The organism is Reyranella sp., assembly GCF_965229815.1.
Taxonomy (GTDB): domain Bacteria; phylum Pseudomonadota; class Alphaproteobacteria; order Reyranellales; family Reyranellaceae; genus Reyranella.
This window is the reverse complement of record NZ_CBDDJN010000006.1, coordinates 2432816-2446170: the sequence shown is the minus strand read 5'-3', so window position 1 is coordinate 2446170 and position 13355 is coordinate 2432816. Positions and strand designations below refer to the sequence as shown.

The following is a 13355-nucleotide window of genomic DNA, read 5'->3' as shown; positions in this document are numbered from 1 at the left end:
GGTGGGTGTTTGTCGTCTTCCGGCCGGCCTGAGCCTGCGGCCGCGGGCTCAGGCCGGCGACAGCAGCGCGCAGTTGGCACTGTTGACGAACAGGCTGCTGGGCGGGCCGTAGACCACGAAGCCGACGCGCTGGCCGCCCGCCACCGGCGGCAGGCTGGCGCGCGCGGTCTCCACGGTGTTGGCGCCGTTGGCGAAGCGGCATTCGACCACGGGGCTGATGGTGGCGGCGCTGTTGTTGTCGAGGGTGAGCGTCACCTGCCAGCGCTGCGAGGGGATGACGGTCAGGTTGGCGTTGCCGATCACGGCGATCGGCACGCTGGGGCCGGCGGTGATCGGCACCGAGCCCACGACCTGGACGCTGGGCGCCTGCACCGTGGTCTCGCGCACGGTCGTGGTCTGGGCCTGCGGGTCGAAGGCGCGATCGGCGGGCGTATTCGGGCCGCTCTTGCCGCCGACATTTTCCGGCGTCCAGATCTGGCCGGTCTTGGGATCGCGGAACTCGGGCTGGGCCGACGGGCCGATCTGCTGGGCCGACGACGGCGCGGCGGCGGCCGCGGCGATCAGGAGGGCGAGGCCACCGAGTGTCGGCAGGCGAAGGAAACGAGGGATCATCGGTCATCCTCCTTGTCTCGAACCGTGCGGTCCGGCGCACCGGCTTTCGCCGGAAAGCGCGCCGCATAGGGTTCGCACGGCAGCGCCAGTCCCCGGCACAGGAAGCTGATCGTATGGTAGTAGCCGACCAGCGCGATCGCCTCGAGGACCTGCGCATCGTCGAAATGCGCCTTCATTCCCTCCCATGTCTCGGTGGCAAGAGTGCGGCAGTCGACCAGGTCGTCGACCAGCGCCAGCAGCGCGCGCTCGTCGTCCGGCCAGCAGGCCGCGTCGCGGCCGCCGTGCGCGGTCGCCGTCACCTGCTCGTCCGTCAGACCGGCGCGGTCGGCGAAGAAGGCGACGTGGACACCCCATTCGTACTCGCAGCCGAGCCGCGCCGTCGTGCGGTCGATGACGATCTCGCGCTGGCGCAGCGAGAGCGCGCCGCGGTCGAGCAGCCCGCCGGCGAACAGCCGGGCGAAGACGCGCGGGTTGCGCGCCAGGGTGCGGAACAGCAGCAGCGGCTCCACGCCCGTCGGCATGATGCGGTCGAGCTCGGCGGCGATCGCGGGCGCGTAGGGCGGCTCGGCAGGGGCGATGCGGGGCATGTGTCTCCTCCGGCAATGCTGTGTGCTACACTTCCTGTAGCGTGCTACGGAAACCGTAGCAAGGGAGGAGAGTCGATGGCCAAGCGCGTGCGCGGGTCGCGGACCGGCCGGCCGGTCATGGTGCTGCTCGACCTGCTGGGGCGACGCTGGACGCTGCGCCTGGTGTGGGAGCTGCGCGAGGGTCCGCGCCGCTTCCGCGCCCTGCAGGATGCGATCGGCGCCAGCCCGACGATGATCAACACACGGCTGGCCGAGCTGCGCGAGGCCCGGCTGGTGGAGCTCGACGAGGCCGCCGGCTACCAGCTGACGGCGCTCGGCGAGGAGCTGCTGCGGCTGGTGCTGCCGCTGCACGCCTGGGCGGAGAAATGGGCGCGGACGACCGCCGGTTGACGGGTCGCCTCAGGCCCTGCGCCGCGTCAGCCAGGCCGACAGGACGAGGGCGCTGGCGGCGATGCAGACGACGATGGTGGCAAGCGCGTTGATCTGCGGGTCGACGCCGAGCCGGACCGAGGAATAGACCTGCATGGGCAGGGTCTGCGACTGCGCCCCGGCGACGAACTGGGTCAGGATCAGGTCGTCGAGCGACAGGGTGAAGGCGAGCAGCCAGCCCGAGCCGACGGCCGGCGCGATCAGCGGCAGGGTGACGGTGAGGAAGGTCACCCAGGGCGTGGCGCCGAGGTCCATCGCCGCCTCCTCGAGCGTGCGATCGAAGTCGGCGAGGCGGGCCTGCACGACCACGGCCACGAAGGCGATCGAGAAGGTGACATGGGCGATGGCGATGGTGAGGAAGCCGCGCGGCGGGCCGCCCAGCAGCCGGTCGGCGCCGACGAACAGCAGCAGCATGGAGATGCCCATCACCACCTCGGGCATGACCATGGGGGCGATCACCAGGCTGCCGAACAGGGTGCGGCCGGGGAAGCGCGGCACGCGGGCCAGCACGTAGCCGGCGGCGAGGCCGAGCAGCGCCGCCACGGTGGCGCTCACGAGCGCGATGCGCAGGGACAGCCAGGCCGCGCGCAGCATCGCCTCGTTGGCGAAGAGCGCGCTCCACCATTTGGTGGAGAAGCCGGCCCACACCGTGACCAGCCGCGATTCGTTGAACGAATAGACGATGACCAGGGCGATCGGCAGGTAGAGGAAGGCGTAGCCGAAGGCCAGCACGGCGAAGGCGAAGCGGGCGCGGCCGACGGCAGAGCGGGCAGCGGCGGCCATCAGCGGCGCTCCAGGCTCTTCGCCTGCTGGCGCTGGAACAGCACGATCGGCCCGACCAGCAGCACCAGCAGGCAGATCGCGACCGCCGAGGCGAGCGGCCAGTCGCCGTTCAGGAAGAACTCGTCCCACAGGACCTTGCCGATCATCAGCGTGTCGGTGCCGCCCAGCAGGTCGGGGATGACGAACTCGCCGACCGCCGGGATGAAGACCAGCAGGCAGCCGGCGACGATGCCCGGCAGCGACAGCGGCAGGGTGACGGTGAGGAAGGCGGCGACCGGCCCGGCGCCGAGGTCCGACGCGGCCTCGAGCAGCCCGTCGTCCAGCTTCTCCAGGGCGGCGTAGAGCGGCAGCACCATGAACGGCAGGTAGGCGTAGACGATGCCGAGATGGACGGCCCATTCGGTGCCGAGGATGGTGCCGGGATCGGCGACCAGCCCGGTGCCGCGCAGCACCTGGTTCAGGATGCCGTTGCTCGAGAGCAGGCCCATCCAGGCGTAGATGCGGATCAGGAACGAGGTCCAGAAGGGCAGGATGACCGCCATCAGCAGCAGCGGCCGGCGCGACGGCGCGGCGCGGGCGATGGCATAGGCCATGGGATAGCCCAGCAGCAGGCAGAGCAGGGTCGAGGTCGCGGCGATGCGCAGCGACGACAGCCAGGCCGCGACATAGAGGTCGTCGGTGAGGAGCAGCCGAAAGTTCTTCAGCGACAGGCCGAGATCGACCGGCGGCACGGCGTCGGGATTGTTGGTGCCGAGCGCGATCGCCAGCACCAGCCCGAAGGGCAGCAGGAAGAACAGCGCCAGCCAGACGAAGGGAAGGGCGATGACGAGGCGCATGGCGTCAGGGGCCTTCCAGGGCTTCAAAGGCCCCTCGCTGCGCTCGGGGTGACAGCGGATGCCGATCGCACGCCCCCCTGTCATCCCGAGCGCAGCGAGGGACCTTTGCCGACGGCGCGACCACCCTCATTCCTCCAGCCTCTGCGCCGCATCCTCCGACCAGCCCAGCCACACCGCGCCGCCGCGCGGCCAGGGCTCGCGGGGATGGCGCGCGACGTTGGCGGTCGAGACCATCAGGACGCGGCCGCCGTCGAGCGCAACGCGGTAGAGCGAGCGGTCGCCCTCGTAGGCGATGTCGACCACGCGGCCGGGCTCGGCGCGGTCGGTCGCCGGGCGCTCGGCGTAGAGGCCGATCTTCTCGGGGCGCAGCGCCAGCCAGGCCCGTCGGTCCTCGACCGGCAGGATGTTGGCGATGCCGATGAAGTCGGCGACGAAGCGGGTGCGCGGATGCTCGTAGATCGTGTGCGGGTCGCCGACCTGCTCGATGCGGCCCCTGTCCATGACGGCCATGCGCGTGGCCATGGACATCGCCTCCTCCTGGTCGTGCGTCACCATGACGAAGGTGAGGCCGAGCTCCTCCTGCAGGCGCACCAGCTCGAAGCGCGTGCCCTCGCGCAGCTTGCGGTCCAGCGCGGCCAGCGGCTCGTCGAGCAGCAGCAGCTTGGGCCGCTTCACGAGGGCGCGGGCGAGCGCCACGCGCTGGCGCTGGCCACCCGAGAGCTGGTCGGGCCGGCGCCGCGACTGCTCGGCCAGCCGCACCTGCTCCAGCGCCTCGGCGACGCGGCGGGCGATCTCGGGCTTCGCGACGCCCTCGCGGCGCAGCCCGTAGCCGACGTTAGCCGCCACGTCCATGTGCGGGAAGAGGGCGTAGGACTGGAACATCATGTTGACCGGCCGGCGGTGCGGCGGCACGCCGGTCATGTCCTGGCCGTCGATCAGGATGCGGCCGGCATCGGGCGTGGCGAAGCCCGCCAGCATGCGCAGCAGGGTGGTCTTGCCGCAGCCCGAGCCGCCCAGCAGCGCAAAGAGCTCGCCGCGCGCGATGTCGAGGTCGACGCCGTCGACCGCGACCACGTCGCCGAAGCGTTTGGTGAGGCCCGAGACGCTGACGATCGGCTGGCCGGTCACCTAGCGGCCCGTCTTCACCGTGGTCCACAGCCGCGTGCGGTCGCGCGTCTGCTCGGCGGTGCCGGCCGTGATGGTGTAGAGCTTGGCGCGCACGTCGGCCGGCGGGTAGATCAGCGGGTTGCCCGAGATGTCCTTGGGCAGGAGCGCCGTCGCGGGATCGTTGGCGTTGGCGTAGCCGGTGAGCTCGCTCGAAGCGGCCGCGACCCTGGGCTCGAGCAGGAAGTCGAGGAAGGCGAGCGCGTTGGCGGCGTTGGGCGCGTCCTTGGGGATGGCCGCGACGTCGATCCACAGCAGCGAGCCTTCCTTGGGGATGGCGTAGGCGATGTCCTGCCGGTCCTTCGCCTTGGCGGCACGGTCGCGCGCCTGGAAGATGTCGCCGGAGTAGCCGAAGGCGAGGCAGATGTCGCCGCCGGCCAGCGCGTTTATGTACTCCGACGAGTGGAACTTGCGGATGAAGGGCCGCACCGCCTTCACGACGTCGGCCGCCTTGGCAAGGTCCTCCGGCTTCTTCGAATCGGGATCGAGGCCGAGATACTTCAGCGCCGCCGGCAGCACGTCGGTCGAGCTGTCGAGCAGCATCACGCCGCAATCGGCGAACTTCGACACCACGGCGGGATCGAAGATCATCCTGAGCGAGTCGACCGGCGCGTCGGGCATCCGCTTCTTTACCGCCTCGACGTTGTAGCCGATGCCCGTCGTGCCCCACATCCAGGGGATGGCATGGGCGTTGCCCGGATCGTACTTGGCGAGCTGCGCCATGATGCCGGGATCGAGGTTCTTCCAGTTCCTGAGCTTGGCCTTGTCGAGCGGCTGGTAGAGGCCGGCCGCGAGCTGGCGGACGAAGAAGGGCGAGGCGGTGGGCACCACGACGTCGTAACCGGAGCGGCCAGCCCGGAGCTTGGCCTCGAGGATCTCGTTGGAATCGTAGGTCGTGTAGTTGACCTTGATGCCGGTGTCCTTCTCGAAGCCCTTGAGCAGCTCGGGCGCGATATAGTCCGACCAGTTGTAGACGTTCACCTGGCCTTTGCTCTGGGCGAGCGCCGGAGACACGGCGAGGGCGAGCAGGGCGGCGACGAGAGGCAGGCGCATCGGCAACTCCGGGAAACCGGGAACTAGACCCCAAGATACCTGTGCTGCAGGTCGCTGTCGCCGGCGAGCGCGTCGGAGCTGCCGGTCCAGACGACGCGGCCCTTCTCGACGATGTGGTGGCGGTCGGCCAGACGGATCAGGTTGCCGACGTTCTTGTCGATCACCAGGATCGCCTGGCCCTCGTGCTTCAGGCGGCCGAGGCAGGACCAGATCTCCTGGCGGATCAGCGGCGCCAGACCCTCGGTCGCCTCGTCGAGGATCAGCAGGCGCGGGTTGGTCATCAGCGCCCGGCCGATCGCCAGCATCTGCTGCTCGCCGCCCGAGAGCTGGTTGCCCATGTTGCGCTGGCGCTCGGCGAGCCGCGGGAAGAACTCGTAGACACGGGCCAGCGTCCACGGCGAGGGGCGGCCGTCGCGGTTGGCCGAGGCCGCGACGAGGTTCTCGCGCACCGAGAGGTTGGGGAAGATCTGCCGGCCCTCCGGCACCAGGCCGAGGCCGAGCCGGGCGATGCGGAAGGGCGGCAGCCCGTCGAGCCGCCTTCCGTCGAAGGTGACGGTGCCGGCGCGGGCCGGCAGCAGGCCCATGACGGCGCCCACCGTCGTGGTCTTGCCCATGCCGTTGCGGCCCATCAGGGTCACGACCTCGCCGGCGTCGATGCTGAGTTCCATGCCGAACAGCGCCTGGCTGGTGCCGTAGTAGACTTCGAGGCCCTCCACCCTCAGCATTACGCGGCCTCCTCGCCGAGATAGGCCTGACGCACGTCGGGATTGGACCGGATCTCGGCCGGCGTGCCGCTGGCGATGGCGCGGCCGTAGACCAGCACGGTGATGCGGTCGGCGAGCTGGAAGACGGCGTCCATGTCGTGCTCGATCAGCAGCATGGCGCGGCGGCCCTTGAGCCCCTGGAGGAAACCCACCATGCGCTGCGATTCCTCGACGCCCATGCCGGCCATCGGCTCGTCGAGGAGCAGCAGGCTGGGATCGCCGGCCAGCGCCATGGCGATCTCGAGCTGGCGCTGCTCGCCGTGGCTGAGCGCGGCCGCCGGCGTGTCGGCGCGCGCCGCCAGGCCGACATCGGCGAGGCCGCGGCGGGCGGGTTCGCGCAGGCGCTCGTCGCGGCGCGCGTCGGCCAGGAAGCGGAAGGAATGGCCGGCATGGGCCTGCACGGCCAGCGCCACGTTGTCGAGGGCGGTGAACGCGCCCAGCACCGAGGTGATCTGGAAGGAGCGCGCGAGGCCGAGCCGCACCCGCGCGTGCGTCGGCAGGCGCGTGACGTCGCGGCCCCGGAAGCGGATGGTGCCGGAATCGGGCGCGATGTTGCCGGTGAGCTGGCCGACCAGCGTCGTCTTGCCGGCGCCGTTGGGGCCGATCAGGGCGTGGATCTCGCCCGGCCGCACGTCGATCGATACGGTGTCGGTGGCGACCAGCCCGCCGTAGCGCTTGATCAGCCGGTCGGTCGACAGCAGGGGCTCAGCCATTTCCGCGCCCTCCGCCGTCCGACGTTGCTGCCGACCCGAACAGGGAATCGATGCCGCCGCGGGCATAGAGCGCGATCAGCACCAGGAGCGGGCCGAACACGATCTGCCAGTACTCGCCCCAGCCGGGATGGAGGAGGTCGAGCAGCGGATTCAGCGCCTCCTCGAGCACGAAGAAGGCGATGGTGCCATAGAGCGGGCCGAACAGCGTGCCCATGCCGCCCAGCACGACGATGACGATGAGGTCGCCCGATTTCACCCACGACATCATGGCGGGCGAGATGTAGGCGCCTTCGTTGGCGAGCAGGATGCCGGCCAGGCCGCCGAAGGCGCCGGCCAGGGTGAAGGCGGCGAGACGGTAGCGGAACACCGGGAAGCCGAGCGCCGTCATGCGCAGGTCGTTCGACCGGGCGCCGCGGATCACCAGGCCGAAGCGCGAGTTGGCGTAGCGGCTGCAGAACCACAGCGTGCCGGCCATCAGGACGAAGCAGACCCAGTAGAACGAGGCCTTGTCGCGCAGGTCGACCAGGCCGGGGAAGCGGCTGCGGCTGATGTTCAGCCCGTCGTCGGCACCGTAGGTCTCGAGCCCAGCGGCGATGTAGTAGACGAGCTGGGCGAAGGCCAGCGTGATCATGATGAAGTAGAGGCCGCGGGTGCGCAGCGACAGCGCGCCGACGGCGGCCGCCCAGAGCGCGGCGGCCAGGATGCCGACCGGCCACTGGATCCAGCCGCTCGCCACGTCGTGATAGGACAGGATTCCGACGGCGTAGCCGCCGACGCCGAAGAACGCGGCGTGGCCGAAGCTCACCAGGCCGCCATAGCCCAGGATCATGTTGAGGCTGATCGCGGCGATCGCCCAGATGACGATGCGCGTGCCGACCGACAGGAGGTAGCGCTGGTCGAAGGCCTGGGTGAGCAGCGGCAGCACGGCCAGCACCAGCAGCACCACGACCGTGACGACGCCGCGCGGCGTGCGCAGGAAGGCCAGTGCCCCGGTCACGTGCGCTGGCCGAACAGGCCGGTCGGCCGCCAGACGAGCACGCCGGCCATCAGGACGTAGATCAGGACCTGCGAGATGGCGGGCGCGGCGCTCGCCGCCGCCGAGGCGCTCAGGAAGCTCTTCAGCAGGTCGGGCAGGAAGGCGCGGCCGACGATGTCGATCTGGCCGACCACCATGGCGGCGACGAACGCGCCCTTGATCGAGCCGATGCCGCCGATGACGATGATGACGAAGGCGAGGATCAGGATGTCGTCGCCCATGCCGATCTTGACCGAGGTGATGGGGGCGGCCATCAGCCCGGCGAGGCCGGCGAACACCGCGCCCAGGCCGAAGACCAGGGTGAACAGGAGCTGGATGTTGATGCCGAGCGCGCCGATCATGCGCCGGTTCGAGGCGCCGGCGCGGATCAGCATGCCGATCCGGGTGCGGGCGACCAGCCAGGCCAGCAGAACCGCCACCAAGGCGCCGACCACGATGATGGCGAAACGGTAGGCGGGATAGGGCACGCCCGGCAGGATCTGTACCGTGTGCGAGAGGAACGACGGCACGGGGATGCTCTTGCCGCCCGGGCCCCAGATCATGCGCACCAGCTCGTTGAAGAACAGGATCAGGCCGAAGGTCGCCAGCACCTGGTCGAGATGGTCGCGGGCATAGAGCCGGCGCGCCACCACGAGCTCGACGACGACGCCCAGCAGGAAGGTGACGGGGAGCGCCAGCAGGGCGCCCCAGACGAACGAGCCGGTCCAGCCGATCGTCGTCCAGGCGATGTAGGCGCCCATCATGTATAGCGAGCCGTGCGCCAGGTTGACGAGGTCCATGATGCCGAAGGTCAGCGTCAGCCCGGCCGCGAGCAGGAACATCAGCAGGCCGAGCTGCACGCCGTTCAGCATCTGGAGCAGCAGGTATTCCATCTTCCGTTCGCGCCCCTCAACCCCCGCAAACGAAACGGGAGCGCGTTGCCGCGCTCCCGTCGCCGAAAGCCGCGCGGCTTATTTCATCGGGCACTTTTCGTAGTAGGGATCCTTGCCGTCCTTCACGGCGGTGGCGATGGTCTTCACCGTCATCATGCCTTCCGGATCCTTGACCGCTTCCTGGATGTAGAAGTTCTGGATCGGGAACTGATTGGTGTTGTACTTGAAGCCGCCGCGCAGCGACTTGAAGTTCGCCTTCTTCATCTCGGCGCGGACCTTGTTCTTGTCCTTCAGGTCGCCCTTCAGCGCCTCGGCCGCCGAGGCGATCAGCATGATCGCGTCGTAGCTCTGGGCGCCGTAGTAGGACGGGTAGGTGCCGTGCTTCTTCTTGAAGTCGGCGACGTACTTCTTGTTGGCGTCGTTGGGCAGGTCGTTGACCCACTCCTGGGCGCCCAGCGTGCCGAGCGCCAGCTCCTTCTGCTGCGGCAGCGTGATCGCGTCGATCGAGAACACCTGGTAGAGCGGGATCTTGCCCTTCAGGCCGGCCTGCGCGTACTGCTGCAGGAACTGAACGCCGTGCGCGCCGGGATAGAAGATGAAGATGCCGTCGGGCTTGGCGGCGGCGATCTTGGCGAGCTCGGCCGAGAAGTCGAGCTGGTCGGGCCACTTGGTCAGGTCCTCGCCCTTGATCTCGCCCTTGAAGGTGCGCTTGACGCCGGCGAGCATGTCCTTGCCGGCGGCATAGTTGCCGGCCATCAGGTAGAGGCTCTTCACGCCCTTCTCCTGCAGGTACTGGCCCATCGCCATCGGCGTCTGGTCGTTCTGCCACGAGGTCGAGAAGAAGTTCTTGTTGCAGAGCTGTCCCGCGATCTGCGAGGGGCCGGCATTGGCCGAGATCAGGATCGTGTCGCCCTCGTCGGTCACCGCCTTCAGGGAGGCCAGCAGCACGTTCGACCAGATGTAGCCGGCGATGAAGTCGACCTTGTCCTGCTGCACCAGCTTCTCGGACTTCTGCTTGCCGACGTCGGGCTTGAACTGGTCGTCCTCGTAGACGATCTCGATCGGCCGGCCGCCGATCTTGCCGCCGAGATGCTCCTTGGCCAGCTCGACCGAGCGGCGCATGTCCTCGCCGATCGCCGCCTGCGGGCCCGAGAAGGTGCTCACGAAGCCGATCTTGATGGGGGTCTGCGCCATCGCCGGCAGCGCCAGCGCGACGGCGGCGATTGTTGCGGCGCCAAACAATCCGGTTTTCATCATTTCCACTCCCTGTTTTTCCCCGTCCCTGATGGCGTCATAGAACCCGAAAATGCCTGACCCAACAACGGGTTTCGACCGGTCGAGAGGTATCGGCCCCGGCGTGTTCCCGCGCCTTCCTTGCGACTTTGGTCGAGTGTTCCGGCCATTCAGTCCCGCAGCTTGAATCGCTGGATCTTGCCGGTCGCCGTCTTGGGCAGTTCGGCCACGTATTCGACCCAGCGCGGATACTTGTAGGGCGCCAGCGTCTTCTTGCAGAGCGCCATCAGCTCGTCGGTCAGCGCCGCGCCGCCGCTCTCGCCCGGCTTCAGCACGACATGGGCGCGCGGCTTGACCAGCGATTCGGAATCGGCGTGGCCGACGACAGCCGCCTCGAGCACCGCGGGATGGCCGATCAGGCAGCTCTCGATCTCGACCGGCGAGCACCAGATGCCGCCGACCTTCAGCATGTCGTCGCTGCGGCCCTCGTAGATGAAGTAACCGTCGGCATCCTGGCGGTAGGTGTCGCCGGTGTTGAGCCAGCCGTCGACCATGGTCTCGGCCGTCTTCTCCGGCTTGTTCCAGTAGTACTTGGCGGCCGACTCGGCGCGAATCCACAGGCCGCCGCTCTCGCCTGGCTTCACCGGCTTCCTGTCCTCGTCGAGGATCCTCGCCTCGTAGCCCGGCACCGGCTTGCCGCTGGTGCCGGGGCGATGGTCGGCCAGGCTGTTGCCGATGAAGATGTGCAGCGCCTCGGTCGAGCCGATCCCGTCCAGGATCACCGTGCCGGTCTTCTCCTTCCAGCGGCGGAACAGCTCGGCCGGCAGCGCCTCGCCGGCCGACACGCAGGCGCGCAGGCCGGGGAAGGTGCGCGGCGCCTTGTCGAGCGCCGCGAGCTGCGCGGCATAGAGCGTCGGCACGCCGTAGTAGAGGGTCGGCTGGAAGCGCTCCAGGTTCTCGAAGGTCGTGTCGGGCGTCGGCCGGCGGTCGTCGAGCACGGCCGTGCTGCCGGTCCACAGCGGGAAGGTCATGCCGTTGCCCAGCCCGTAGGCGAAGAACAGTTTGGCCGCTGAGTAGCCGACATCGTCCTCGGTGACGCCCAGCACGCGCACGCCGTAGAGCTCGCTGCTCACCACCATGTCGCGCTGGGCGTGGACGGCGCCCTTGGGCCGCCCGGTCGAGCCCGACGAGTAGAGCCAGAAGCAGTCGTCGGCCGGATCGGCGAGATGAGGCGTCAGCGTCGTCGACGCGGCTTCCATCCCGGTGAGGAAGGCGTCGACGGTGAGCGCCTCGACCGGGAACTGCTTCAGCGCCGGCTCGATCTCGCCCGCGAACTCCGGCGAGTAGACGACCAGTCGGCAACCCGAATCCTCGAACATGTAGGCGTAGTCGGGCGCGCGCAGCAGCGTGTTGGGCGGCACCGGCACGATGCCGGCCTTGATGGCTCCCCAGAAGAGATAGAAGAAGGCCGGGCAGTCCTTCACGACCATCAGCAGCCGGTCGCCCGGCACAAGGCCGCGGGCAAGCAGGGCATTGCCGGCGCGGTTCACGCGCTCGGCCAGCTCGGCGTAGGTCACCGTCTCGTGCGCGGTGCGGATGGCGGCCTTGCCGCCGCGGCCCTCGCCGACATGACGGTCGATGAACGGCACGGCGACGTTGAAGCGAGACGGCAGGCGGACCTTCAGGTCCGGCCCGAATTCGATCCCCATGATCATGCCGAGCCCATCCCTCCCGTGGCATGCTATTTCCGTAATTTGGTACTGAATTACCTATTTACCTACTGTGCGGCAAGGGCATTCTCCGCCTGCGGTGAAGGCCCCTCGCTGCGCTCGGGGTGACAGAGGGTGCGATGGCCAGACCCGATGTCACCTCGAGCGCAGCGAGGGGCCTTTGGGGCTGCAACGAACGCTTGCAGCCTCCGCCAATGGTGCGCAGACTGCCTGCAACAAAGAAATCGGACAGGAAACGTCGGGCAGTAACAGCGTAACAATCGGGCGACAGCCAGCGGGCGGCGTGAAGGCGCAGGCCCGACGGGCTGCGACGCCCCCGGAGTATCCCGGCGTTCCGTTCGACCATCGGCTGGACCCTTAGGGAGGGGCGGAATGTCCAAGGTTGCGCGTGGTGCGTCGATCGCCGTGTTGAGCGTGATGGTATCGGGCCTCGCCGCCGGAAGCGCCGGGGCCCGCGAGCTCATCTATGTCAGCAACATTCCCGCCAAGCATCCGACGCACGCGATCGGGCTCGATCCGTACTTCGAGGCGGTGACCAAGGCGACCGGCGGGTCGCTCACCTTCAAGAGCTATCCCGGCGGCACGGTGGCCGGCGGCAAGACGGCGGTGAACGCCGTGCAGAACGGCACCGCCGACATGGCGCTGATCGCCGACGTCTACACGCCCAACGACCTGCCGGTGAGCACGCTGGTGAGCGACCTCGCGGTGCTGGGCAAGGACGCGCGCGTGATGACCGGCGCGGTCAACCAGACGCTGCTGCTCGACTGCGCCTCGTGCAAGCAGGATTACCTGCGGCACAAGGTGCTGCCGCTGGCGAGCTACTCGCTGACGCCCTACCACTTCCTGTGCAGCAAGTCGGGCATCACCAAGCCCGAGGACGTCAAGGGCCGCAAGATCCGCGGCACCGGCTCGATGGGCCAGCTCGTGGCGGCGCTCGGCGGCACGCCGGTCAACATCACCAGCGGCGAGATCTACGAGGCGATGCAGCGCGGCCAGATCGACTGCTCGCTGGGCCCGATGCCGTGGCTGCGCAGCTACTCGCTGTGGGACATGGCCAAGTTCGTCACCAGCAACGGCGTCGGCACCTACCACGGCACCAACTTCATCAACATCCGCACCGACACCTGGAAGAAGCTCTCGCCCAAGGAGCGGCAGGCGATGGCCGACGGCCTGCCGCACGCCACGCGCCTGATCGCCGAGGCCTACGAGAAGGACGACGACAACGTGGTCGCCGAGGGCAAGGCCAAGGGGGTCGAGATGGTCGAGGCGACGCCGGCGCTCGAGGAGGCGGTCGCCGCCTTCCGCGACAAGGACATCAAGCGGGTGATCGAGACGGCCAAGTCGCGCGGCGTCAAGGATGCCGAGCAGATCGTCGAGCAGTTCAAGCGCAACGTCGAGCAGTGGACCAAGCTGGTCGACGAGATCGGCAAGGGCACCTGGACCGAGGCGCAGTGGGACAAGTACGAGGCGCTGCTGAAATCTCAGATCTTCGCCAAGGTGAAGTACCCGTAGGGGCGTGACCTTCGCTCCGCACGTGGCGTGT

The 13355-nt window shown here is 68.9% G+C and carries 14 protein-coding genes; 2 read left to right on the top strand and 12 right to left on the bottom strand.

Translation table 11 applies throughout. The features are described from left to right. Positions 1-48: 48 nt before the first annotated feature. Together ACO073_RS23035 and ACO073_RS23030 are read right to left on the bottom strand one after the other, a co-directional pair. On the bottom strand, positions 49-612 hold the full coding sequence (locus ACO073_RS23035; protein ID WP_422000637.1) for a hypothetical protein: 564 nt from the start codon (positions 610-612) through the stop codon (positions 49-51). Next, complete coding sequence (locus ACO073_RS23030) at positions 609-1199, bottom strand: carboxymuconolactone decarboxylase family protein (protein WP_422000635.1); 591 nt, start codon at positions 1197-1199, stop codon at positions 609-611. Before ACO073_RS23030 ends, ACO073_RS23035 begins: the two co-directional genes overlap by 4 nt. 75 nt (positions 1200-1274) lie before the next feature. Here ACO073_RS23030 and ACO073_RS23025 point away from each other — a divergent pair, with 75 nt between their 5' ends. Next, positions 1275-1589, top strand: coding sequence for a winged helix-turn-helix transcriptional regulator (locus ACO073_RS23025; protein WP_422000633.1), 315 nt, complete (start codon positions 1275-1277; stop codon positions 1587-1589). Positions 1590-1598: 9 nt separating this feature from the next. Here the strand turns inward: ACO073_RS23025 and ACO073_RS23020 are convergent, their stop codons facing one another. From ACO073_RS23020 to ACO073_RS22975, 10 genes are all read right to left on the bottom strand, one after another. Continuing rightward, the gene (locus ACO073_RS23020) at positions 1599-2411 is read right to left on the bottom strand and encodes an ABC transporter permease (RefSeq protein WP_422000632.1); all 813 of its coding nucleotides are present in this window, start codon (positions 2409-2411) and stop codon (positions 1599-1601) included. After that, positions 2411-3247 (bottom strand): ABC transporter permease subunit, encoded by an 837-nt coding sequence (locus tag ACO073_RS23015; protein WP_422000631.1) that lies wholly within the window; start codon positions 3245-3247, stop codon positions 2411-2413. Before ACO073_RS23015 ends, ACO073_RS23020 begins: the two co-directional genes overlap by 1 nt. 126 nt (positions 3248-3373) lie before the next feature. After that, positions 3374-4375: an ABC transporter ATP-binding protein gene (locus tag ACO073_RS23010; protein ID WP_422000629.1), complete on the bottom strand. Its 1002-nt coding sequence runs from the start codon at positions 4373-4375 to the stop codon at positions 3374-3376. After that, on the bottom strand, positions 4376-5464 hold the full coding sequence (locus ACO073_RS23005) for a polyamine ABC transporter substrate-binding protein (RefSeq protein WP_422000627.1): 1089 nt from the start codon (positions 5462-5464) through the stop codon (positions 4376-4378). A gap of 23 nt (positions 5465-5487) precedes the next feature. Beyond that, positions 5488-6189, bottom strand: a complete 702-nt coding sequence (locus ACO073_RS23000; RefSeq protein ID WP_422000626.1) for an ABC transporter ATP-binding protein — start codon at positions 6187-6189, stop codon at positions 5488-5490. Further along, positions 6189-6941: an ABC transporter ATP-binding protein gene (locus ACO073_RS22995; RefSeq protein WP_422000624.1), complete on the bottom strand. Its 753-nt coding sequence runs from the start codon at positions 6939-6941 to the stop codon at positions 6189-6191. The genes ACO073_RS23000 and ACO073_RS22995 overlap by 1 nt, the downstream gene beginning before the upstream one ends. Then, complete coding sequence (locus ACO073_RS22990) at positions 6934-7938, bottom strand: branched-chain amino acid ABC transporter permease (RefSeq protein WP_422000622.1); 1005 nt, start codon at positions 7936-7938, stop codon at positions 6934-6936. The genes ACO073_RS22995 and ACO073_RS22990 overlap by 8 nt, the downstream gene beginning before the upstream one ends. Next, positions 7935-8849 carry a branched-chain amino acid ABC transporter permease gene (locus ACO073_RS22985; RefSeq protein WP_422000621.1) on the bottom strand — a complete coding sequence of 305 codons (915 nt, stop codon included), beginning with the start codon at positions 8847-8849 and terminating at the stop codon, positions 7935-7937. Before ACO073_RS22985 ends, ACO073_RS22990 begins: the two co-directional genes overlap by 4 nt. Positions 8850-8927: 78 nt before the next feature. Continuing rightward, the gene (locus ACO073_RS22980; protein WP_422000620.1) at positions 8928-10103 is read right to left on the bottom strand and encodes an ABC transporter substrate-binding protein; all 1176 of its coding nucleotides are present in this window, start codon (positions 10101-10103) and stop codon (positions 8928-8930) included. Between the two features lie 149 nt (positions 10104-10252). Beyond that, on the bottom strand, positions 10253-11797 hold the full coding sequence (locus tag ACO073_RS22975) for a benzoate-CoA ligase family protein (RefSeq protein WP_422000618.1): 1545 nt from the start codon (positions 11795-11797) through the stop codon (positions 10253-10255). A gap of 387 nt (positions 11798-12184) precedes the next feature. Here ACO073_RS22975 and ACO073_RS22970 point away from each other — a divergent pair, with 387 nt between their 5' ends. Then, positions 12185-13324 (top strand): C4-dicarboxylate TRAP transporter substrate-binding protein, encoded by a 1140-nt coding sequence (locus tag ACO073_RS22970; protein WP_422000617.1) that lies wholly within the window; start codon positions 12185-12187, stop codon positions 13322-13324. Positions 13325-13355: the final 31 nt, after the last annotated feature.